At 67.5% G+C, this 19,721-nt stretch carries 17 protein-coding genes and 1 tRNA gene; 12 read left to right on the top strand and 6 right to left on the bottom strand.

The annotated features are described in order from the left end of the window. Nucleotides 1-202: 202 nt before the first annotated feature. The gene (locus ACUSIJ_RS07080) at nucleotides 203-2,251 is read left to right on the top strand and encodes a hypothetical protein (protein WP_449307679.1); all 2,049 of its coding nucleotides are present in this window, start codon (nucleotides 203-205) and stop codon (nucleotides 2,249-2,251) included. Between the two features lie 44 nt (nucleotides 2,252-2,295). On the opposite strand, the gene ACUSIJ_RS07075 is transcribed toward ACUSIJ_RS07080, so the two are convergent. Further along, on the bottom strand, nucleotides 2,296-2,514 hold the full coding sequence (locus ACUSIJ_RS07075; protein ID WP_449307678.1) for a DUF2842 domain-containing protein: 219 nt from the start codon (nucleotides 2,512-2,514) through the stop codon (nucleotides 2,296-2,298). A gap of 154 nt (nucleotides 2,515-2,668) precedes the next feature. Here ACUSIJ_RS07075 and ACUSIJ_RS07070 point away from each other — a divergent pair, with 154 nt between their 5' ends. Further along, nucleotides 2,669-3,757 (top strand): COX15/CtaA family protein, encoded by a 1,089-nt coding sequence (locus ACUSIJ_RS07070; RefSeq protein WP_449307677.1) that lies wholly within the window; start codon nucleotides 2,669-2,671, stop codon nucleotides 3,755-3,757. A 12-nt stretch (nucleotides 3,758-3,769) separates the two neighbouring features. Here the strand turns inward: ACUSIJ_RS07070 and ACUSIJ_RS07065 are convergent, their stop codons facing one another. Beyond that, nucleotides 3,770-4,069, bottom strand: coding sequence for a hypothetical protein (locus ACUSIJ_RS07065; protein ID WP_449307676.1), 300 nt, complete (start codon nucleotides 4,067-4,069; stop codon nucleotides 3,770-3,772). A 108-nt stretch (nucleotides 4,070-4,177) separates the two neighbouring features. Between ACUSIJ_RS07065 and ACUSIJ_RS07060 the strand changes: the two genes are divergently transcribed. Then, nucleotides 4,178-4,408 carry a helix-turn-helix domain-containing protein gene (locus ACUSIJ_RS07060; RefSeq protein ID WP_449307675.1) on the top strand — a complete coding sequence of 77 codons (231 nt, stop codon included), beginning with the start codon at nucleotides 4,178-4,180 and terminating at the stop codon, nucleotides 4,406-4,408. On the opposite strand, the gene ACUSIJ_RS07055 is transcribed toward ACUSIJ_RS07060, so the two are convergent. Continuing rightward, nucleotides 4,398-5,681 (bottom strand): O-acetylhomoserine aminocarboxypropyltransferase/cysteine synthase family protein, encoded by a 1,284-nt coding sequence (locus ACUSIJ_RS07055; RefSeq protein WP_449307674.1) that lies wholly within the window; start codon nucleotides 5,679-5,681, stop codon nucleotides 4,398-4,400. The genes ACUSIJ_RS07060 and ACUSIJ_RS07055 overlap by 11 nt on opposite strands. Nucleotides 5,682-6,147: 466 nt before the next feature. On the opposite strand from ACUSIJ_RS07055, the gene ACUSIJ_RS07050 reads away from it, so the two are divergent. The 3 genes from ACUSIJ_RS07050 (at nucleotide 6,148) to rpsI (ending at nucleotide 9,215) form a co-directional block, all read left to right on the top strand. Beyond that, the gene (locus tag ACUSIJ_RS07050; protein ID WP_449307673.1) at nucleotides 6,148-7,902 is read left to right on the top strand and encodes a chloride channel protein; all 1,755 of its coding nucleotides are present in this window, start codon (nucleotides 6,148-6,150) and stop codon (nucleotides 7,900-7,902) included. A gap of 345 nt (nucleotides 7,903-8,247) precedes the next feature. Beyond that, nucleotides 8,248-8,727, top strand: coding sequence for a 50S ribosomal protein L13 (rplM, locus tag ACUSIJ_RS07045; RefSeq protein ID WP_449307672.1), 480 nt, complete (start codon nucleotides 8,248-8,250; stop codon nucleotides 8,725-8,727). Between the two features lie 2 nt (nucleotides 8,728-8,729). After that, complete coding sequence (rpsI, locus tag ACUSIJ_RS07040; RefSeq protein ID WP_449307671.1) at nucleotides 8,730-9,215, top strand: 30S ribosomal protein S9; 486 nt, start codon at nucleotides 8,730-8,732, stop codon at nucleotides 9,213-9,215. A 165-nt stretch (nucleotides 9,216-9,380) separates the two neighbouring features. Here the strand turns inward: rpsI and glnA are convergent, their stop codons facing one another. Continuing rightward, entirely contained in the window at nucleotides 9,381-10,790 is a 1,410-nt protein-coding gene (gene glnA / locus ACUSIJ_RS07035) for a type I glutamate--ammonia ligase (protein WP_449307670.1), read from the bottom strand. A 200-nt stretch (nucleotides 10,791-10,990) separates the two neighbouring features. After that, nucleotides 10,991-11,329 carry a P-II family nitrogen regulator gene (locus ACUSIJ_RS07030; protein ID WP_449307669.1) on the bottom strand — a complete coding sequence of 113 codons (339 nt, stop codon included), beginning with the start codon at nucleotides 11,327-11,329 and terminating at the stop codon, nucleotides 10,991-10,993. A gap of 255 nt (nucleotides 11,330-11,584) precedes the next feature. Here ACUSIJ_RS07030 and ACUSIJ_RS07025 point away from each other — a divergent pair, with 255 nt between their 5' ends. Both ACUSIJ_RS07025 and ACUSIJ_RS07020 read left to right on the top strand, forming a co-directional pair. Next, entirely contained in the window at nucleotides 11,585-13,159 is a 1,575-nt protein-coding gene (locus tag ACUSIJ_RS07025; RefSeq protein ID WP_449307668.1) for an NAD(P)H-hydrate dehydratase, read from the top strand. Between the two features lie 131 nt (nucleotides 13,160-13,290). Continuing rightward, a complete protein-coding gene (locus ACUSIJ_RS07020; RefSeq protein ID WP_449307667.1) occupies nucleotides 13,291-13,839 on the top strand; it encodes a hypothetical protein in 549 nt (182 codons plus the stop codon). A 76-nt stretch (nucleotides 13,840-13,915) separates the two neighbouring features. On the opposite strand, the gene ACUSIJ_RS07015 is transcribed toward ACUSIJ_RS07020, so the two are convergent. Next, entirely contained in the window at nucleotides 13,916-15,304 is a 1,389-nt protein-coding gene (locus ACUSIJ_RS07015) for a multicopper oxidase family protein (RefSeq protein ID WP_449307666.1), read from the bottom strand. Between the two features lie 222 nt (nucleotides 15,305-15,526). Between ACUSIJ_RS07015 and ACUSIJ_RS07010 the strand changes: the two genes are divergently transcribed. The 4 genes from ACUSIJ_RS07010 to clpX all read left to right on the top strand — a co-directional run bounded on the left by ACUSIJ_RS07010 (nucleotide 15,527) and on the right by clpX (nucleotide 19,679). Next, a tRNA-Leu gene (locus tag ACUSIJ_RS07010) sits at nucleotides 15,527-15,611 on the top strand. Between the two features lie 68 nt (nucleotides 15,612-15,679). Next, on the top strand, nucleotides 15,680-17,191 hold the full coding sequence (gene tig, locus ACUSIJ_RS07005) for a trigger factor (protein WP_449307665.1): 1,512 nt from the start codon (nucleotides 15,680-15,682) through the stop codon (nucleotides 17,189-17,191). A 280-nt stretch (nucleotides 17,192-17,471) separates the two neighbouring features. After that, nucleotides 17,472-18,095 carry an ATP-dependent Clp protease proteolytic subunit gene (locus ACUSIJ_RS07000; RefSeq protein ID WP_449307664.1) on the top strand — a complete coding sequence of 208 codons (624 nt, stop codon included), beginning with the start codon at nucleotides 17,472-17,474 and terminating at the stop codon, nucleotides 18,093-18,095. 315 nt (nucleotides 18,096-18,410) lie between these two features. Continuing rightward, nucleotides 18,411-19,679: an ATP-dependent Clp protease ATP-binding subunit ClpX gene (gene clpX / locus ACUSIJ_RS06995; RefSeq protein WP_449307663.1), complete on the top strand. Its 1,269-nt coding sequence runs from the start codon at nucleotides 18,411-18,413 to the stop codon at nucleotides 19,677-19,679. Nucleotides 19,680-19,721 lie beyond the last annotated feature (42 nt).

Raw genomic sequence — 19,721 nt, 5'->3', positions numbered from 1 at the left:
GGCTTTTTTGTTCGCCCGACCAAAGCCGCGGTGCCGGCGGCGCCCGTGGGCGCCCGCGCGGGTGCCGTTAACCGGACCTCAACCTTAACGCGGTTTCCTGATTGCACGATCCTGCGCTCGCCCGAGCGCACCGCGCTGCCCGGGACGGGCAAGGATCGCGGATGCCGGCCCGGCAGCCGGAGGGTGACGGGTGAGTTGAGTCATGCAGCAGTCGTCGGGAGTTCTTTACGCTGCGCCGGTCGTTCGGTCATCCGGCGGCTCCGGCGTGTTCGAGGGACTTCGCTTCGTCTCCCGCTGGCTGGTCATCCTGCTCGCGGCGGCGTTGGCCGGGCTTCTCGCCGCCTCGTTCGTTCCCGACAGATACACCGCAAGCACGGTGCTGGCGCTCGCGGAGGGGCGGGGGCTCGCGCCGGTCGGCGATTCGCCCTCCGCGGCGGCTGCGGTCATCGCCTCTCCCGACCTGGCGCGCGAGGTGGTCGCGCGTCTCGGCCCGGGCCCGGCCGCGGAGATCGGCACGCCGCGCCTGCCGCCCGGCATCGCCCGCTGGCTCGGCTCCGTCGGCCTCGTGTCCGCGCGGCCCTTGGAAAGCGCCGAGATGCGGGCCGCCGACGCCTATCGCCGGGCGCTCGATCTCGAACCGCGTGACGGCGCGGGCGTTCTGACCGTCGGCGTCGCCGCCGGCTCGGCGGACGTCGCCGCGCGCACCGCCAATATCGCGGCGCAGGTCTATCTCGAACGGCGCGCTGCCGCGTTGACGGAGCGGGACCAGGCGCTCGCCGCGGCAGCGGAGGGCGTCGCGCGGGCGCAGCAGGAACTGCGGCAGGCAATCGACAAGGCGGCCGCGTTTCGCGGCGACCCCGCCGCGTCCGACACGGCGCGCCGGGCGCAGGCGGCGGCGGCCGACCTGTCGCTGCTGGTGGCCGAGCGCGCGGCGCTGCTGGCGGAACGGGACGCGATCGCGCGCCGTCTCATGTCGGTGGAGACCCTGCGCGGCTCGGGCGATCTTTTCGATGCGCCGTTCGAGGGGGTGCATCTGCTGCGCCATCTCGTGGAGCAGCGCCTGACGCTGCGCGCCGAGCTCGCCGCCGAACGCCGCATCCGCGAGGCGCGCGACTGGCGCGTGCGCGCGCTCACGGCGCGGGCGGACGATCTCGACAGCCAGATCGCGGCCGCGACCGGCTCGGCGCACGGCTGGCTGATATCGGAACGCGATCACCTCAGCCAGCGGATCGCCGGCGTGGATGGGGCGATCCACCTGCGTCAGGCGATCATCGCCGCCGCCGCCGACAACGAACGGCGCCAGGGCGATCTCGATCATGCCATCGGTGCCGCGCGCGACCGGCTGGCGCTGGAGCGCGAGCGGCTGCGCGACGAATCGGAGCGGGTGCGCGACCGCGCCGCCGCCGCGCGGGTGCTGACCGTCGCCGATGCGCCGGCGCGTCCCGATGCCGATCGCCCGACGATCGCCGGCATCGCGGCGGCGCTGCTGACCGGGCTCGCAGCATGGCGGCTGCTCGGCCGCGGGCGCAGCGGCAGGGATTCCGTTCCGGACGGCGCGGCGCGCCAGCCGCACGCCGGCCCCCGTCCCGATCCCCATCCCGATTCCCCGACCCCGGCTTCCCCCGGCGCATCCGCCGCAGGTGCGGCGCCGCCGCCGTTGCCGGCCGCGCCGGGTTCCCCGCTCGTCTCCGTCCGGGTCGGCGAGGCCGGCGACCGCGCCCTGGAGGCGCTGCTGGCGCGGCTTGCGGTCGCTCCCCGTACCGGTGGCGGCCGCCACCTCACCGTGGTCGGGGCCGAGGACGACGGCGCCTCCGTATCGGTCGCGCGGGCGCTGGCGCAGCACCTCGCCCGGCGCGAGCGGGTCGTGCTGCTCGATCTCGCCACGTCCGGCGGAGAGGCTCCGGGCTTTGCCGATCTGATCGCCGGCAGGGCGTCCTTTTCGGAGATCATCACCCGCGAGCCGGGGGCGCGGCTGCACAATGTCGCGCGCGGCCGCGCCTCCCTCGACGCGGCGCAGATCGGCGACACCACGCTGCTGGCGTTGGCCGCCCTCGACCAGACCTATGACTGGATCGTCGAGATCGTGCCGGCGCCGGGCAACGGGGAGCTCGCCGGAAAGCTGCTCGCCAGGGCGCAGGGGGTCGTGCTGGTGGCGAACGGCAACGCCCTCGACGTCGGCGCGTTCGCCGTCTACGAGGGCCTGCGCGAGAAGGGCATCAGCAACATCGTCGTCGGCCTCTCCGGGCGCTGAGGCGCTCATGCGGGCGCGGGCGCCGCGTTCATCGAGAGCGGGTATCAGGTCTCCTCGCCCGGCGTCACCTTCTCCATCCAGCGGATGAGCGGGATGATCGGCACGATCCAGCCGAGCCCGAACACGATGTAGAACACGAGCTGCGCCAGTCGCGGCCATTCCGGCACGCGCGAGTGGGCAAAGGCCATGATCAGCAGCGCGTAGAAGATGCAGAACGTCAGAATGACGATCGTGCCGATGAATTTGCGTGTCCGCCGCCTCATGAGATCCCGTCCGGCAAATGACCTGCGACCCCATGGCGTTTGCGCTGGCTGGCGGGGCGCATTATGAATGGCGCGATCGATACCCGTAATCGCGCCGCCGTCAAGGCGGTATTCGGACGGGAGCCGTTGTCGCCCCTTCAACCCGCCGGACCCGATGACCGCACACGCATTTCCCTCGCCCCTCGCTTCCTCCGGCGCGTCGGACGGCGACCGCCGCGCTGTCCGGCTGTGGCTTGCGGCCGTCGCGGCGCTGATCGTGCTGATGGTCATCGTCGGCGGCGCGACGCGGCTGACGGGTTCGGGCCTCTCCATCACCGAATGGCGGCCGGTGACGGGCGCGCTGCTGCCGCTGAGCGAATCCGCGTGGATGGCCGAATTCGAGAAATACCGCGCCACGCCGCAATATCAGTTGCTCAACCACGGCATGACGCTGGCCGAGTTCCAGTTCATCTACCTGTGGGAATGGGGGCACCGGCAGCTCGGGCGGCTCATCGGCTTCGTCTACCTGCTGCCGCTGGTGTGGTTCGCGTTGCGGGGCGTGGTGCGGGGCGGGTTTCTGGCGAGCCTCGTCGCCATCGGGCTCCTCGGCGGCGCGCAGGGCGGCATCGGCTGGATCATGGTGGCCTCGGGCCTGACGCCGGGCATGACGGCGGTCGCGCCGGTCAAGCTGATGCTGCATCTCGTCGCGGCCTGCGGCCTGTTCGTCGCGGTGGTGTGGATCATGGTCGGCCTGCGCGGGCCGTGGCCGCAGGTGGCGGCGCCGCGCCGCCTGCGCACGGCGGCGACGCTGCTGATCGCTGCGCTCTTGTTCCAGATCGCGCTCGGCGCCCTCGTCGCCGGGCTCGGCGCGGGGCTGTCCTACAACACCTGGCCGCTGATGGCCGAGCGGCTCGTGCCCGAGGGCCACCTCCTGCTGCAGGAATCGCCCTGGTGGCGCAACTTCGCCGAGTCGATCGCGCTGGTGCAGTTCAACCACCGCATCGGCGCCTATGTCCTGCTGGCGCTGGCGCTATGGCATGCGTGGGACGCGCACCGGCTCGCGCCCGGCTCGAAGGCGGCGCGCATGGCGCGGGTGCTGGCGATGCTCGTCGTCGGACAGGCGGCCATCGGCATCACGACGCTGCTGCTCGTGGTGCCGCTGTGGGCCGCGCTGCTGCATCAGGCCATGGCGGTGCTCATGCTGGGGCACGCGGTGGCGCACCGGCGGATGCTGTCGCCGGCCCGGCTGACGCTGCGGGAGTGAGCCCGTTCGACTCTACGATTCCGAAGGGGGGACGGGCCGACGCTGGTCTTGGAGAAGTTCAGCAGAAACCCGCTTCAGGAAGCGGCGATGCCTGCCGTCTGGTGCAAACGAGGCAGCGAGCATGTGATCGCCAATGATCCTATGAGCCGCGTCGCCATAAAACTGGCGGTATAGCTCGACCGCGTGCCAGACATCTTTATCAGTCGGCTGATGTTCACGACCGCACCATTTTGCCAAGATTATCATGGCGCCGCGGACGACTGCCGCTCCATACCATGCGGCATTCATAAAGCAGGCCCACAAGGTGATCATTTCAAAGGTGTCCATAATGTCGACTATAATCGACATTACTAAAAAGCGCATTATCAATGTGACGATAAGTCGGTGGACGATCTGTCTACATGCCGGCGCTATGGCCGCATGCCTGACTATAAAAAAGTCTTTGCGGAGAACGTGAAAGCAGCGCGCAAGTCGCTCGGGCTGTCGCAGGAGGTGCTCGCTTTCGGCACCGGAATCGACCGCACCTATATCAGCGGCATCGAGCGTGCCCGGCGCAATCCGTCGCTGACGCTGATCGCCGCGCTTGCGGATCATCTCAGGACAACGCCGGCGGCGCTACTGACGCCGCCGGATGAAAAGCTCAATCCCTGAGCGCCTGGTCGAGATCGTCGATCAGGTCCTGCGGGTCCTCGAGGCCGATCGACAGGCGCACCACGTCCGGCCCCAGGCCCGCCGCGAGGCGTTCCTCGGGGGGCATGTTCCGGTGCGTCGTGCTCGCCGGATGGATGACGAGGGAGCGCGTCTCGCCGATATTCGCGAGGTGCGAGAAGATCTTCACATTGCTGATGAAGCGCCTCACCGCGGCCTCGCCGCCCTTGAGGCGCACCGTGAACACCGCGCCCGGCCCCTCGGGCGTATAGCGCTGGACGAGGGGATGGTTCGGGTGGCCCTCGATCCCCGGATAGCTGACTTCCGCGACGCCGGGGTGGCTCGCCAGATGCCGCGCGATCGCCTGGGAGTTGGAGACGTGGCGGGGCATGCGCAGGTGCAGCGTTTCCGTGCCGGTGAGCGCCAGGAACGCGTTGAAGGGCGACAGCCCCGGCCCGAGATCGCGCATGCCGTAGACGCGCGAGGCGACGCCGAAGGCCGTCTGCGGGAACTTTTCGGCCAGCACCACGCCGCCGTAATCCTCCCATGGCTGGGAGAGCAGCGGATAGCGCTTGTCGCCGGCCCAGTTGAACGTGCCGCCGTCGACGATGATGCCGCCGATCACCTGCCCATGGCCGCCGATGAATTTGGACAGCGAGTGGAACACGATATCCGCGCCGTGTTCGATCGGGCGGATGAGGTAGGGCGTCGCCAGCGTGTTGTCGACGATGAGCGGGATGTTGCGCCGCTTGGCGATGTCGGAGATCGCGGCGAGATCGACCACGTCGCCGGTGGGGTTGACGATCGATTCGATGACGATCGCCCGGGTAGCCTCGGTCACGGCCTGCTCGAACCGGTCGAGCTCCAGCGGGTTGGCGAAGGTGACCTTGAGCTGGTGCCGCTCCTCGAGGCGGCGCATCAGCCCGAGCGAGCCGCCGAAGAGGCGGTTGGCGGAGACGTATTCGTCCCCCGACTGCAGCAGGGTCAGCAGAATGACGAGAAGCGCCGACTGCCCCGAGGCGATGGCGACGGCGTTGGTGCCGCCCTCGAGCGTCGCGATGCGCTTCTCCAGCACCGCGCCCGTGGGGTTGCCGCCACGTGCATAGGAATAGCCGCTCTTGCGCAGGGCAAAGATGTCGGAGGCAGCCTCGGGCGTCTCGAAGGCAAAGCCGTTGGACAGATAGAGCGGCGTCACGCGCGCGCCCGTCACCGGGTCGGGAGCCGCGCCGGCATGGACGGCAAGGGTCGCAAAACGGTTTCTACAGTCAGATGACATAATCGCTTTTCTCCACCAGACGGCGACAGCGCGGGGACGGGTTGGGGCGGGAATGCAGCAAGGCGGATACCTTCCGGTTCGTTCGGGCGGCCTGGCAGCGGCCGGTCGGCGGTGGAGCGGCGGATATGCAACCGGAATCGCTCCGCCGCTCTATCTCTTTGTCGACGCATCGGATTCGTCCGGAAAGTGCGCACGCTTTCCGGTTTGATGCTATAGTTCCCGCCCGGCGGCGGGCCGTCAATCGGTTCCGTCTCCGATGGTTGCCAAAGACGCCATCGACAAGGCCGGACATACTGTAATTCGATATAACGAACGCATCGTGCGGTCAATAGTCCGATTCGCCGGTGCGCCTTCGCCGGCGCACACTTTCCGGTTCGATGCGCGGCCCGATTGACCGGCGGGTGGCCAGCGGATACCACCGTCATGCTGCTTGGAGTATTCGCCGCCATGTTCGGAACAGTCTGCCATGCTTGAGAGTCTGTGGTGGCGGATCAAGGCGCTCGCGCGGGCGGAGGAACTGTCCCTCTCGGTTTTCGGCGTTGTCATCGGCTCGGTGGCGGGGGTCGGGGTCGCGCTCGCCCACAACACGGTCCAGTGGCTGCACGAGGTGCTGTTCGGGCTCGACCGCGGCGCCTATCTGAGCGCCTCGCAGTCGCTCGATCCGGTGCGCGTGTTCGTGGCGCTGATTGCCGGCGGTCTCGTCGTCGGCCTCTACACCTGGGGCGTGCGCCGTTGGCGCAAGCGGGAGGCGGTCGATCCCATCGAGGCCAACGCGCTCTACGGCGGGCGCATGTCGGTGACCGACAGCGTGCTGCTGACCGGCGGCACCGTGCTCTCCAGCGGCTGCGGGGCGGCGGTCGGCATGGAGGCCGGTTATACGCAGTTCGGCGCCGGCGTGGCGTCGTGGCTGGGGCGGCAGTTCAACCTGCGCCGCGCCGATCTGCGCACGCTCGTTGCCTGCGGCGCCGCGGCGGGGATCGCGGCGGCTTTCGATGCGCCGATGGCGGGCGCGTTCTACGCGTTCGAACTGGTGCTCGGCGCCTATGCCGTGGTGACGCTGGCGCCGGTGATGCTGGCCGCGCTCACCGCGCCGGCCGTGGCGGGCCTGATCACCGACGATCTGTCGAGCCCCCTGCTCAACATCGATCTCTATTTCTCGCCCTACGACATCGGCGTCTTCGTCGGCATCGGCGTGATCGCCGGTTTTGCCGGCATCGGCATCATGAAGATGGCGACGACGGGCGAGGTCATGCTGCGCAAGGTGCGGCTGCCGGAGTACCTGCGCCCGGCGCTGGGAGGGCTCGGCGTGGCCGTCCTCGCGCTCTATTCGCCCGCGGTCCTGGGGGCGGGGCACGGCGCCATGCAGTACTACCTGGTGCACGCCCATGGGTTCATGGTGCTGCTTGGCCTCTTCATCGCCAAGGTGCTGGCGGCGGCGCTCTCGGTCGGCACCGGGTTTCGCGGCGGCCTGTTCCATACCTCGCTGTTCGTCGGCATCCTGCTCGGCGACGTCGTCGGGCTCGGCATCATGGGGCTGTTCCCGCAACTGCCCGTGGACCGCATCGTCTACGCGCTCGTGGGCATGGCGTCGGTGGCGGCGGCGATCATCGGCGCGCCGATCACCATGATCTTCCTGGTGTTCGAGCAGACGGGCAACATCGCCATCGCCAGCGGCGTGATGATCGGCGCGGTGATCGCCTCGCTGCTCGTGCGGCGGGTCTTCGGCTACTCCTTCGCCACCTGGCGCTTCCACATCCGCGGCGAGGCCATCCGCAGCGCCTTCGACATAAGCTGGGTGAGGGACCTCACCGTGGTCAAGCTGATGCGCCGTGAGGCACGCACGGCGGGCGAGCACATGACGGTCGCGGCCTTCCGCAAGCGCTTTCCCATCGGATCGACGGAACGGGTGTTCCTGGTCGATGACGGCGGCGGCTATGCCGGCTTCGTCATCACCGCCGAGGTGCATTCCATCGGCAACGACGGGACGGCGGAGACGATGCCGGTGCGCGACCTGCGCCACGCGCCGGACGTGTTCCTGCTGCCGCGCCAGAACATCAACCAGATTCTGCAAGCGTTCGAGCGCGCGGAAACCGAGGTGCTCGCCGTGGTCGACGACCCGCAATGCCGGGTGGTGCTGGGCTACGTGACGGAAGCCTACGCGCTGCGGCGCTACGCCCTCGAACTCGACAAACGCCGGCGTGAATTGAGCGGCGAGCGATAGAAAATGACGGTATCTGAATACATCAATCCATAACGCATTGTAATATAATATATTTCTGCCGTACCGGAATATAACGATCTCTTGACAGCGCGGCGGCGGTGGCTTAGTGATCCGCCATCGCGCGCCGCCCTGCCCCTGGAGCGCTTTCCGATCAGACGGAATCGTCTGATCGATCGGAATTCGCTCAACTCAAAGAATCCGCAGAGCGTTTTCCGATTTTGTGAAATCGGAAAACGCTCTGGGTTCGAGCCAGGGGGGAGGGTGGCTCGTTTCTTTTCCTGCTCTCGTTCGGGCCGTTGATCGGCGTACCGCGACCGGGAGCCCAGAACGTGAAGAAGATCCAGCATGACGACCCTGACGGCCCGGACCCACGTGTCCAAGCCCGCCGAAGTCGAAAAGAAATGGGTGATCATCGACGCGTCCGGCCTTGTGGTCGGCCGTCTTGCGTCGCTCGTCGCTCTTCGCCTGCGCGGCAAGCACAAGCCCACCTACACCCCGCATGTCGATGACGGCGACAACGTGATCGTCATCAACGCGCAGAAGGTTGTCTTCACCGGCAACAAGTACGACGACAAGCGCTACTACCATCACACCGGCTATGCCGGCGGCATCAAGGAGCGCACGGCCAAGACGATTCTCGAGGGCCGTTTCCCGGAGCGCGTCGTGGAGAAGGCGGTGGAGCGCATGCTGCCCCGTGGCCCGCTCGGCCGCCGCCAGCTCGGCAACCTGCGCGTTTACGGGGGCGCCGAACATCCGCATGAGGCTCAGCAGCCCGAGGTGCTGGACATTGCCGCCCTCAACCGCAAGAACGTGAGGAGCGTCTGATCATGTCCGACACCATCCAGAGCCTCGCCGATCTCGGCCAGATCGCCGGCGTCGCTCCCGACGCCGCCGAAGCGCCGCGCTACGAGCAGAAGCTCGACGCCTATGGCCGCGCCTACGCGACCGGCAAGCGCAAGGACGCCATCGCCCGCGTGTGGATCAAGCCCGGCGCCGGCAACATCGTGGTCAACGGCCGCCCGGTCGAGACCTACTTCGCCCGCCCGGTGCTGCGCATGATCCTGCGCCAGCCGCTGGTGCTGGTGGGCCGCGAGACCCAGTACGACGTCAACGTCACGGTCACCGGCGGCGGCCTTTCCGGCCAGGCGGGCGCGGTGCGCCACGGCATCTCCAAGGCGCTGACGCACTACGAGCCGGAACTGCGCGGCGCGCTGAAGAAGGAAGGCTTCCTCACCCGCGACAGCCGCACGGTGGAGCGCAAGAAGTACGGCCGCGCCAAGGCCCGCCGTTCCTTCCAGTTCTCGAAGCGTTGATTTTGGACTTTGGGGGCTCGCCGGCTGCGAAGTCGGGAGCCCCGGTTGGAAACGAAGGGCGGCCGTCGGGCCGCCTTTTTTGTCCGCCCGCTTCCCTCTCGCACAAAAAACTCCGGCGGCCTTGCGACCGCCGGAGCCCTTCCCCTCTTTATGCGTCAGCCGCCGTCAGACGGAATAGTACAGCTCGAACTCGACCGGGTGCGGCGTGTGCTCGAAGCGGATCACTTCCTGCATCTTCAGCTCGATGAAGCTGTCGAGGAACGTGTCGGTGAACACGCCGCCGGCCTTCAGGAAGGCGCGGTCCTTGTCGAGTTCGGCGAGCGCCTCGCGCAGGCTCGCCGACACCGTCGGGATCTCCTTCAGCTCGCGCGGCGGCAGGTCGTAGAGGTCCTTGTCCATCGCTTCGCCGGGATCGATCTTGTTGAGGATGCCGTCGATGCCCGCGAGCGCCAGCGCCGAGAAGGCGAGGTAGGGGTTCGCGGACGGGTCGGGGAAGCGCACCTCGAGGCGCTTGGCCTTCGGGTTCGTCGTCCACGGAATACGGCACGAGGCCGAGCGGTTGCGCGACGAATAGGCGAGCAGCACCGGGGCCTCGAAGCCCGGCACGAGGCGCTTGTAGGAGTTCGTCGACGGGTTGGTGAAGGCGTTCAGCGCCTTGGCGTGCCGGATGATGCCGCCGATGTACCACAGGCATTCCTGGCTGAGGTCGGCATACTTGTTGCCGGCGAACAGCGGCTTGCCGTCCTTCCAGATCGACTGGTGCACGTGCATGCCCGAGCCGTTGTCGCCGTAGACGGGCTTGGGCATGAAGGTCGCGGTCTTGCCGTAGCTCGCGGCGACGTTGTGGATGGCGTACTTGTACACCTGCAGAGCGTCGGCGGTGGCGACGAGCGTGTTGAACTTGATGCCGAGTTCGTGCTGGGCCGAAGCCACCTCGTGATGGTGCTTCTCGACAGTCACGCCGAGGGCGGCGATCGCCGTCAGCATCTCGCTGCGGATGTCCTGGCCGGCATCGAGCGGCGGCACGGGGAAGTAGCCGCCCTTCGTGGGAATGCGGTGGCCGAGATTGCCGCCCTCGTATTCCGTGTCGCCGTTGCTCGGCAGTTCCGCCGCGTCCAGCTTGAAGCCGGTGTTGTAGGGGGTCGCCGAGAAACGCACGTCGTCGAACAGGAAGAACTCCGCTTCCGGACCGACATAGAGCGTGTCGCCGATGCCCGTGGACTTCAGATAGGCTTCCGTCTTCTTGGCGATGCCCCGCGGATCGCGCTCATAGGGCTCGCCTGTGGTGGGTTCCAGCACGTCCGCGACGATGGACAGCGTCGGCGCCGAGAAGAAGGGATCGAGGTGCGCCGTGGAGAGGTCGGGCAGCAGCAGCATATCGGATTCGTTGATGGCCTTCCACCCGGCGATTGACGAGCCGTCGAACATCGTGCCGTCGGAGAAGAAGTCCTCGTCGACGAACGACACGTCGAAAGTGACGTGCTGCCACTTGCCGCGCGGGTCGGTGAAGCGCAGGTCGACGTAACGGATGTCATTGTCCTTGATCTGCTTGAGGACATCCTGGGCGGTCGTCATGGGTAACGTTCCTTGTTTCTCGGTGCGTCAGGCCGGGCGGATTGCGACATTGGCTCCTGTCGTTCGCCGGCGGGATGGGTTTGCGGCCGCCAAGGGGTTGCTTCCTGGGACCGCGCGGACGGGGCTGGCGCGGTGTTGCGGCCATGCGGACGCTTTCCAGACTGTCCGGAACGCCGGAGTGGCTGGAAAGCGTGGGGTGTTCAGATGGCGTCCGGGCCCGTTTCGCCGGTTCGGATCCGGATAACCTCCTCGACGGGGGATACGAAAATCTTGCCGTCGCCGATCCGCCCGGTCGCCGCGGCCTTGCGGATGGCCTCGATGGCGCGGTCGACCAGCTCGTCGCCAAGGACGATCTCGATCTTCACCTTCGGCAGGAAATCGACGACATATTCCGCTCCGCGATACAGTTCGGTATGACCCTTCTGGCGCCCGAAGCCCTTCGCCTCGATCACCGTGATGCCCTGCAGGCCGATCTCCTGCAACGCTTCCTTCACCTCGTCGAGCTTGAAGGGTTTGATGATCGCCTCGATTTTCTTCATACCGGAAGCCTCCCGTGGCTTGAACGGCTGCTCGCCTTGAACCGATACGATGATTAACATCAAAGCCTCCGGCCGGACATGGCGAAAATGCGTGCCTCTCCCCGTGTTTGCCTAGTTTATAGGCAATATTTGCCTATATTTTAATCAACTGCCGATTCATTGTAACGGACGCCTGTTTTACGGCGTCCTCTTGCGCCCGCACGCCGAACTGGTCATCCTTTCCGCGACCGAAGAGGGATCGGGACGGGGGGGAAGATGGCGGTATCGCTGCTGACCACGGACAGGATGCGCGAGGCAGACCGGCGCACGATCGAGGCGGGCACGCCGGGCTATACGCTGATGCAGCGGGCGGGGCACGCGGTGGCGGACCGGGCCGTGCAACTGCTGGCCAAGCGGACGGAGATCTCGCGGACGGAGATCTCGCGGACGGAGCTCTCGCGCGCCGAGACATCCCCGTTCCGCCCCGGGGATGCGGGCGGGCGGATCGCCGCCGTGCTGTGCGGACCGGGCAACAACGGCGGCGACGGCTTCGTGGCGGCACGGGTGCTGGCGGCGCGCGGCTTCACCGTCCGGCTGGGGCTTTTCGGCTCCCTCGAAGCGCTGAAGGGCGACGCGGCCGAGGCGGCGGCCGACTGGTCCGGCGATGTGCTCGCCACCGCGGACGTGGACCTCGGCGATGCCCATGTGATCGTCGACGCGCTGCTCGGCGCGGGGCTCGACCGTGATCTGCCGCCGGAGCTGCAGCACCTGGTGCAGCGCATCAACGACGCGCCCGCGCCCGTGGTGGCGGTGGACACGCCGACCGGCATCGACGGCGACAGCGGCGCGGTGCGTGGCGCGGCGGTGATGGCCGACGTCACGGTCACGTTCGCGCGCGCCAAGCCGGGCCATTATCTCTATCCGGGCCGGGCCCACTGCGGCGTGCTGCACGTCGACGACATCGGCATCGCCAGCGCCCTTGTGGAGGAGCTCTCGGCGGGGCTCGTCGTCAACCGGCCCGAGGCGCTCATCAGGACGGCGCTCCTGCCCGCCGCCACGGCGCATAAATATGGACGCGGCCATGCCCTCGTCGCCTCGGGCGGGGCGACGCACACGGGCGCGGCGCGCTTGGCCGCGCGCGCGGCGCTCAGGGTCGGCGCGGGGCTCGTGACCGTGGCCTCGCCCCGCGACGCGCTGGCCGAGAACGCGGCGCACCTGACCGCGGTCATGCTGCGCGAGGCGGATACACCGGAGGCATTCGGCGAGCTGCTGGCCGATGCGCGTTTCAACGCCGTCGCCGTCGGCCCGGCCGCCGGCGTCGGCGAGCGCACCATCGCCCTCGCGCGCGCGGCGGCCGCGGCGGAACGCGCCCTGGTGCTGGACGCCGACGTCCTGACGAGCTTTTCCGGGGATGCGCCGGCGCTCACGGCGGCGATCGCCCCGGCGCGGGAGAAAGGCGTGGTGCTGACGCCCCACGACGGCGAGTTCACCCGCCTGTTCGCCAACGTGCCCGATATCGCGGCCGGTCCGTCGAAGCTCGTGCGGGCGCAGCGCGCGGCGGCACTGACCGGCGCCGTCGTGGTGCTCAAGGGCGCGGATACGGTGATCGCCGCGCCCGACGGGCGCGCGGCCATCAACGATAACGGCACGCCGTGGCTGGCGACGGCAGGCTCCGGCGACGTGCTCGCCGGCCTCGTCGCCGGCCTGCTGGCGCAGGGGCTGCCCGCCTACGACGCGGCATGCGCGGCCGTCTGGCTGCATGGCGCGGCCGGACAGCGGCTGGGGCCGGGCCTCATCGCCGAGGATCTGCCGGAAGCGTTGCCGCAGGTGCTGAAGGGCCTCATTTTATAGAGAATGGCGGTAGTGTCCCAGTTTGAATTTCCGGCATGGCGGGGAGGGCGAAAGGCAGATTCGCGGCTGCTTCGATGCAAAAGCTGCCTTATAAGATTGCTACGATTGATAGTCGTTCGAGAGGAAGAGCCGTGCGTCTGTTCGTGACTGGTCCCACCGGTAGCGGTAAGACGACATTCGCAGCCGGAGTGGCGAAGGAGGCGGCGCTGCCGCTATACTCGTTGGACGATATTCACTGGATCAGAGATCCGAAAGGCGATCGACGGCGTCCGCCGGCTGAGCGTCTGGCTCTTCTTGCACCGCTGACGGAACAGAGCCGCTGGGTTATTGAAGGGGTTCAGTTCAAATGGGCCGACGCCGCACTGGATCGCGCTGACAGGATTGTCGTTCTGGACCTCCCTCGATGGAGCAACATCAGGCGTATCCTGCGGCGTTTTGCAGGCCGACGCCGCTTCTCGAAAGACAATCCTCGCGCAACGTGGGGTGCACTGAGAGAGGAAATACGCTGGTCCAGTGACTATTATGGGCATGAGCGATCCATGCTGTTTGAAAAGCTCGGCCGATATAGCGATAAAGTCATCAAAATCCGCAACGATCATGCCTCTCGCCAGACCATCGGCGACATCGTAATGTCGGCTGCTTGCGCGAGCCGAACTGTTTTGTCTGAACGACCGGGATGAGGCAGAATCTGAAATTTCAAACCGGGACACTATCGGAAATATAGATCGTTTTTCTTGAAAATGCCGTCAGGCACGCTCAGCCGACCTCGAACCAGCCGGCAAGGCCCGTGCCCAGACGGTCGAGAATGGCGGAGCCGATCATCCATCGGCCGGGGTTGTCGGCAAGGAAGGCGACGCGCACCGTCTGCGCCGGCGGGATGGCGATGGTGTCGAGCCAGTAGGGCTCCCAGCCATCATCGAGCCGGTGGAGCTGGCGCGCGTGGTGCCCGTGCAGGTGCAGCGCCTGCAGGAACGGCGTCGTGTTCTCCAGCGCCAGCACGACGGGCGTGCCGCGCGGCACGTTGAACAGCGGCCGCCCGGCCGCGTCCGCCCATGCCCGCCCACCCAGCGTCCAGACGCGCGCCGGATCGGCGATCCGGGGCTGCGGCTCCTGCGGGTCGAGGCCGCCGCCGATGGCGATGTCGAACCGGCGCGCGGCGGCGAGGTCGAGCGCGTCGGACAGCAGGCTTGCGGGCAGCGCCGCGATGCCGGCGGGCGCATCGGCGACGGGCTCGCCCTCGCCCGTCAGTTCCAGCACCGGCAGGCCGTCGCCGAGCTGCACGGCGATCGTGCCCGTCACGCCCGCCTGCGGCGCGACGAGCACGACGTCGACCCGGTTGAAGGGCGCGAGCGTCAGCCGGTTGCGGGAGGGCGGGAAGGGGTCGTCCACGGGCTGCCCGTCGGCGGCGATGATGTGGGTGGCGATGTTCTCGAAGCCGATCGTCAGCGGGCGGGCGTTGGCGATGTTGACGATGCGCACGCGCAGCCGGTGGCCGGGAGGCCGCCGCAATGCCCCGGGCGTCGTGCGGCCGTTGATCAGCAGGCGATTGCCGAGCCGCCCGGCCAGACCGATGTCGGCGGCGGCGAGGAAATCCGGGCGCACCCGTCCGCCGTCGTCGAGCGCGATGTCGTCGAGGATCAGCACGAAATCGTCGGCATAGGCCGGCGCCTCCTCGTCGACGATCAGCACGCCGGCGAGGCCGCGTTCGGTCTGCTCCGCCGCATGCTCGGGCACGAGGGGGCGATAGAGGAAGGTGCCTGCGTCGCGCGCGGTGAAGGCGATGTCGTGCGTCTCGCCCGGCTGGAGCGCTGCGCCCGTGAGGCCGGCGACGCCGTCCATGGCGTTCTCGATCCGCACGCCGTGCCAGTGCAGGGAGGTGGGCTGGGGCAGGGCGTTGTGCAGGCTAAGAGCCAGCGTCTCGCCCTGCCGCAGGCGCAGCAGCGGGCCGGGAAAGCTGTCATTGTAGGTCCACAGGTCCGCGGCCGGTCCGCCGGCGTCGAGGGATCGCGCCGAATCGGCGGCTCTCAGCACCGGCGGCAGGCGCCGCGCCGGCGCGGCCGTCCCGGCACGCGCCGATCCCGGCAGGCAGGAGGCTGCGGCGGTGGCCATGAAGGTCGCGAACAGCCGGCGGCGTGTGAGTGTCATCGAAAACTCTTTCCCTGCAAATGGTTGCCGGATCGCCATCGCGACGGACGCGGCCGCGTGCCCGCCAAGCCGGCATCGACGCCCCATTCATACAGACGACGCGGGCGGGACGCGAGGGGCGAAGATATCGACGAACTGTCATTTTTTTGCTGCAATAGCCGCAGGCCGTGATATAGAGCCGCGACCCGGAGAGGGGTTCGCTGCGGCAGCGGACCTTCTGTTGCGGGCGTGGCGGAATTGGTAGACGCGCAGGATTTAGGTTCCTGTGATGCAAGTCGTGGGGGTTCGAGACCCTCCGCCCGCACCATGATCCCGCCGGGCAATCTGGCTCCACCGGGCTGATCTGAACGCGAATATGGATTGAGAAGCTGTACCATGCAGGCGACCGAGACTCTGTCAGAGGGTTTGAAACGCGAGTTCAAGGTGGTGGTTCCGGCCGCCGAACTGGAGACGAAGCTGTCGAGCGAGCTCGCGGGCCTCAAGGGGCGCGTGCGCATCAACGGCTTTCGCCCCGGCAAGGTGCCGGTCGCGCATCTGCGTCGTCTCTACGGCCAGTCGGTCATGGCCGAGGTGGTCCAGAACACCATCAATGAGGCCAACCGCAAGATCATCGAGGACAATTCCCTGCGTCTCGCCGGCGAGCCCAAGGTGTCCCTGCCGGAGGACAAGGAGGAGATCGACGCCATCATCGCCGCCAAGCGCGACCTGTCGTTCAGCGTGGCGCTGGAACTGCTGCCGACCTTCGAGCTGAAGCCGCTGGAGGGTGTGACGCTCGAGCGCGAGGTGGCGGAAGTGCCGGAGTCCGAGGTCGACGAGACCATCGGGCGCCTCGCCCGCGACAGCCGCCCCTTCACCGAGACGGACGGCGAGGCGGCCGCGGGCGACCGCGTGCTGATCGACTTCGTCGGCAGCATCGACGGTACCCCCTTCGAGGGCGGCACGAGCCAGGACATCCGGGTCGAGATCGGCTCGGGCAGCTTCATTCCCGGCTTCGAGGAGCAGCTCATCGGCGCGAGGAAGGGCGAGGAGCGCACCATCGTCACGACCTTCCCGGCGGATTACCAGGCCGAGCATCTGGCCGGCAAGGAGGCGAGCTTCGCCGTCACGGTGAAGGCCGTCGAGGCGCCGGGCGAGGCGGCGATCAATGACGAGCTCGCCAAGACCATCGGCTTCGATTCGCTCGATGCGCTGAAGAACGTCATCCGCGGCTCGCTGGAGCGCGATTTCAAGGCCCAGGCGCGCCGCAAGGTGAAGAAGAAGCTGCTCGACGCGCTGGACGCGCAGTACGATTTCACCCTGCCGCCGAGCCTCGTGGATCAGGAATTCGCCGGCGTCTGGCAGCAGGTTCTCGCCGATCTCAAGCAGTCCGGCCGCACCTTCGAGGACGAGGACACGACGGAAGAGGAGGCCAAGGCCGACTACCGCCGGATCGCCGAGCGGCGCGTGCGTCTCGGCCTCGTGCTGGCGGAAGTGGGCGACCGCGCCGGCGTCACGGTGACGGACGACGAGGTCAACCGCGGCGTGGTGGAGCGCGCGCGCCAGTTCCCCGGCCAGGAAAAGGCGGTGTGGGACTTCTACAGCAAGAATCCGCAGGCGCTGGCCGAAATCCGCGCCCCGATCTTCGAGGAGAAGGTCGTCGACCACCTGCTCGCCCAGGCGACGGTGACGGAGAAGACGGTGACGCGCGAGGAGCTGTTCGCCGACGACGAGGACGAGAGCGCGGGTTCCGCCGAGAACAAGCCCACCGAGAAGCAGAAGGCGGCAAAGAGCCGCGCCAGGAAGGCCACGGAGGCCGACGAGACGGCTTCCGCCGACAATGCCGGCGAGGCCGGCACCGGCGGGGACGCGGGGCAGGCGGAGAATGGCACGGATGCGGCTTCCGCCTGAACGCGCGGACGCTCTCCGGTCCTTCCGGCCGGCCCGCTGTCTCCGTGACAGCTTAAATGTTAGGAAGAGGCGTGGTTCGCTGATCGATAGAGCGAATCACGCTTTTTCCGTTTATTGGTCGATGTCCGGCCTTCGAACCTGTGGAAGCGGTTTTCGGGCCGTGAGCTTTTCCGGCTCGGGAGGTCTTGAAGATTTGTTGCCGCGATTATAGGTCCGGGACATGCCCACAACCCGTTGCGCCGCCCTACGGGTGCGCACTCCAGTCAAGGCTTGGTCAGTGATGAGAGATCCCTTCGAGGTTTACAACAGCACGCTGGTTCCGATGGTGGTGGAGCAATCCAACCGCGGCGAGCGGGCTTTCGATATTTTCTCGCGCCTGCTGCGCGAGCGGATCATCTTCCTCACCGGCCCGGTGGAGGACCATTCGGCGTCGCTCGTGGTGGCGCAGCTGCTCTTTCTCGAGGCCGAGAACCCGAAGAAGGAGATCAACTTCTACATCAACTCGCCGGGCGGCGTCGTGACATCGGGCCTGTCGATCTACGACACGATGCAGTTCATCCGGAGCCCGGTGACGACACTGTGCGTCGGGCAGGCGGCGTCCATGGGCTCGCTCCTGCTCACGGCGGGCGAGGCCGGCCAGCGATTCGCGCTGCCCAACGCGCGAATCATGGTGCATCAGCCCTCCGGCGGCTTCCAGGGCCAGGCCACCGACATCCTGATTCACGCCCGCGAGATCGAGGCGCTGAAGCGCCGCCTCAACGAAATCTACGTCAAGCACACCGGCCGCGAGATCGCCGAGATCGAGGCGGCGCTGGAACGCGACAACTTCATGACCGCCGACGCGGCAAGGGAATTCGGCCTCATCGACCAGGTCCTGTCGAAGCGCGCCGAGGTCGAGGCCTGAACCGGCGCCGGGCCGGGCCTGTCGGCGCCCGCGCGGATGTCGGAAAAGGTTAAGAAATTTCAATGGATTGACAAATTGGCCGGCAATGTAGTTTCCTAGAGGCGTGTGGTGTCCGTGGCCAACGGATCGCACGCTTGGTGCATTGCCGGCGAACCGCCGTCATGCGGGATATCCGGTGGCGGCTTGAGAGGGCGGCTCGGGGATGGTCAAAATGGCGTGATGATACCGCTTACTTTTTGCATACCCCGGGTCTATATGAACACATGATGACGCTCCGGCGATTGCTGTCGGAGCAGTACCGAGTGGAGACGGACCATGAGCAAGGCAGGCGGCAGCGACTCGAAGAGCACGCTCTACTGCTCATTCTGCGGCAAGAGCCAGCACGAGGTCCGTAAGCTCATCGCCGGGCCGACGGTGTTCATCTGCGATGAGTGCGTGGAACTGTGTATGGATATCATCCGCGAGGAATCGAAGTCCTCGCTGGTGAAGTCGCGCGACGGCGTTCCGACGCCCAAGGAAATCAGCAAGGTGCTCGATGACTACGTCATCGGCCAGGCGCACGCCAAGAAGGTGCTGTCGGTTGCGGTTCACAACCACTACAAGCGCCTGTCGCACGCCAGCAAGCACAACGACGTCGAACTGGCGAAGTCGAACATCCTGCTCGTCGGCCCCACGGGCTCGGGCAAGACGCTGCTGGCGCAGACGCTGGCGCGCATCCTCGACGTGCCGTTCACCATGGCCGACGCCACCACGCTCACCGAGGCCGGCTATGTCGGCGAGGATGTCGAGAACATCATCCTGAAGCTGCTGCAGGCGTCCGACTACAATGTCGAGCGCGCCCAGCGCGGCATCGTCTACATCGACGAGATCGACAAGATCTCGCGCAAGTCGGACAACCCGTCCATCACCCGCGACGTGTCGGGCGAGGGCGTGCAGCAGGCGCTCCTGAAGATCATGGAGGGCACGGTCGCCAGCGTGCCGCCCCAGGGCGGTCGCAAGCATCCGCAGCAGGAATTCCTGCAGGTGGACACGACCAACATCCTGTTCATCTGCGGCGGCGCCTTCGCCGGGCTCGAGCGCATCATCATGGGGCGCGGCAAGGGCACGTCCATCGGCTTCGGCGCCAACGTCCAGGCTCCCGACGACCGGCGCACCGGCGAGGTGTTCCGCGAGGTCGAGCCCGAGGACCTGCTCAAGTTCGGCCTGATCCCCGAGTTCGTCGGCCGCCTGCCGGTCATCGCCACGCTGGAGGATCTCGACGAGGCAGCGTTGAAGCGCATCCTGCAGGAGCCGAAGAACGCGCTCGTGAAGCAGTACCAGCGCCTGTTCGACATGGAGGACGTCGAGCTGATCTTCAACGACGAGGCGCTGTCGCTGATCGCCCGCAAGGCGATCGAGCGCAAGACCGGCGCGCGCGGCCTGCGGTCGATCATGGAGGGCATCCTGCTCGACACGATGTACGACCTGCCGGGCCTGGAGGGCGTCGAGCAGATCGTCGTCGGCCCCGAGGTGGTCGAGGGCAAGGCGACGCCGCTCTACATCTACACGGACCGGTCGGACGCGGGCGCGACGGCGAGCGCATGACGGCGAAGCGGACCGTCACCTGAAATTCGGAAAGGCGCCGCT

It is taken from the genome of Pseudochelatococcus sp. B33 (genome assembly GCF_053570585.1).
Note: the sequence above shows the minus strand (reverse complement) of the source record. Positions and strands in the feature narration are given on the sequence as shown.

Bases quoted from the DNA above. Each gene is read 5' to 3' on its own strand.
- tig (WP_449307665.1), top strand. From the start codon at position 15,680: ATGCAGGCGACCGAGACTCTGTCAGAGGGTTTGAAACGCGAGTTCAAG.
- ACUSIJ_RS07065 (WP_449307676.1), bottom strand. From the start codon at position 4,069: ATGATCACCTTGTGGGCCTGCTTTATGAATGCCGCATGGTATGGAGCG.
- ACUSIJ_RS07055 (WP_449307674.1), bottom strand. From the start codon at position 5,681: ATGTCATCTGACTGTAGAAACCGTTTTGCGACCCTTGCCGTCCATGCC.
- ACUSIJ_RS07000 (WP_449307664.1), top strand. From the start codon at position 17,472: ATGAGAGATCCCTTCGAGGTTTACAACAGCACGCTGGTTCCGATGGTG.
- rpsI (WP_449307671.1), top strand. From the start codon at position 8,730: ATGTCCGACACCATCCAGAGCCTCGCCGATCTCGGCCAGATCGCCGGC.
- rplM (WP_449307672.1), top strand. From the start codon at position 8,248: ATGACGACCCTGACGGCCCGGACCCACGTGTCCAAGCCCGCCGAAGTC.
- ACUSIJ_RS07075 (WP_449307678.1), bottom strand. From the start codon at position 2,514: ATGAGGCGGCGGACACGCAAATTCATCGGCACGATCGTCATTCTGACG.
- ACUSIJ_RS07050 (WP_449307673.1), top strand. From the start codon at position 6,148: ATGCTTGAGAGTCTGTGGTGGCGGATCAAGGCGCTCGCGCGGGCGGAG.
- ACUSIJ_RS07015 (WP_449307666.1), bottom strand. From the start codon at position 15,304: ATGACACTCACACGCCGCCGGCTGTTCGCGACCTTCATGGCCACCGCC.
- ACUSIJ_RS07080 (WP_449307679.1), top strand. From the start codon at position 203: ATGCAGCAGTCGTCGGGAGTTCTTTACGCTGCGCCGGTCGTTCGGTCA.
- ACUSIJ_RS07025 (WP_449307668.1), top strand. From the start codon at position 11,585: ATGGCGGTATCGCTGCTGACCACGGACAGGATGCGCGAGGCAGACCGG.
- ACUSIJ_RS07030 (WP_449307669.1), bottom strand. From the start codon at position 11,329: ATGAAGAAAATCGAGGCGATCATCAAACCCTTCAAGCTCGACGAGGTG.
- ACUSIJ_RS07060 (WP_449307675.1), top strand. From the start codon at position 4,178: ATGCCTGACTATAAAAAAGTCTTTGCGGAGAACGTGAAAGCAGCGCGC.
- clpX (WP_449307663.1), top strand. From the start codon at position 18,411: ATGAGCAAGGCAGGCGGCAGCGACTCGAAGAGCACGCTCTACTGCTCA.
- glnA (WP_449307670.1), bottom strand. From the start codon at position 10,790: ATGACGACCGCCCAGGATGTCCTCAAGCAGATCAAGGACAATGACATC.
- ACUSIJ_RS07070 (WP_449307677.1), top strand. From the start codon at position 2,669: ATGACCGCACACGCATTTCCCTCGCCCCTCGCTTCCTCCGGCGCGTCG.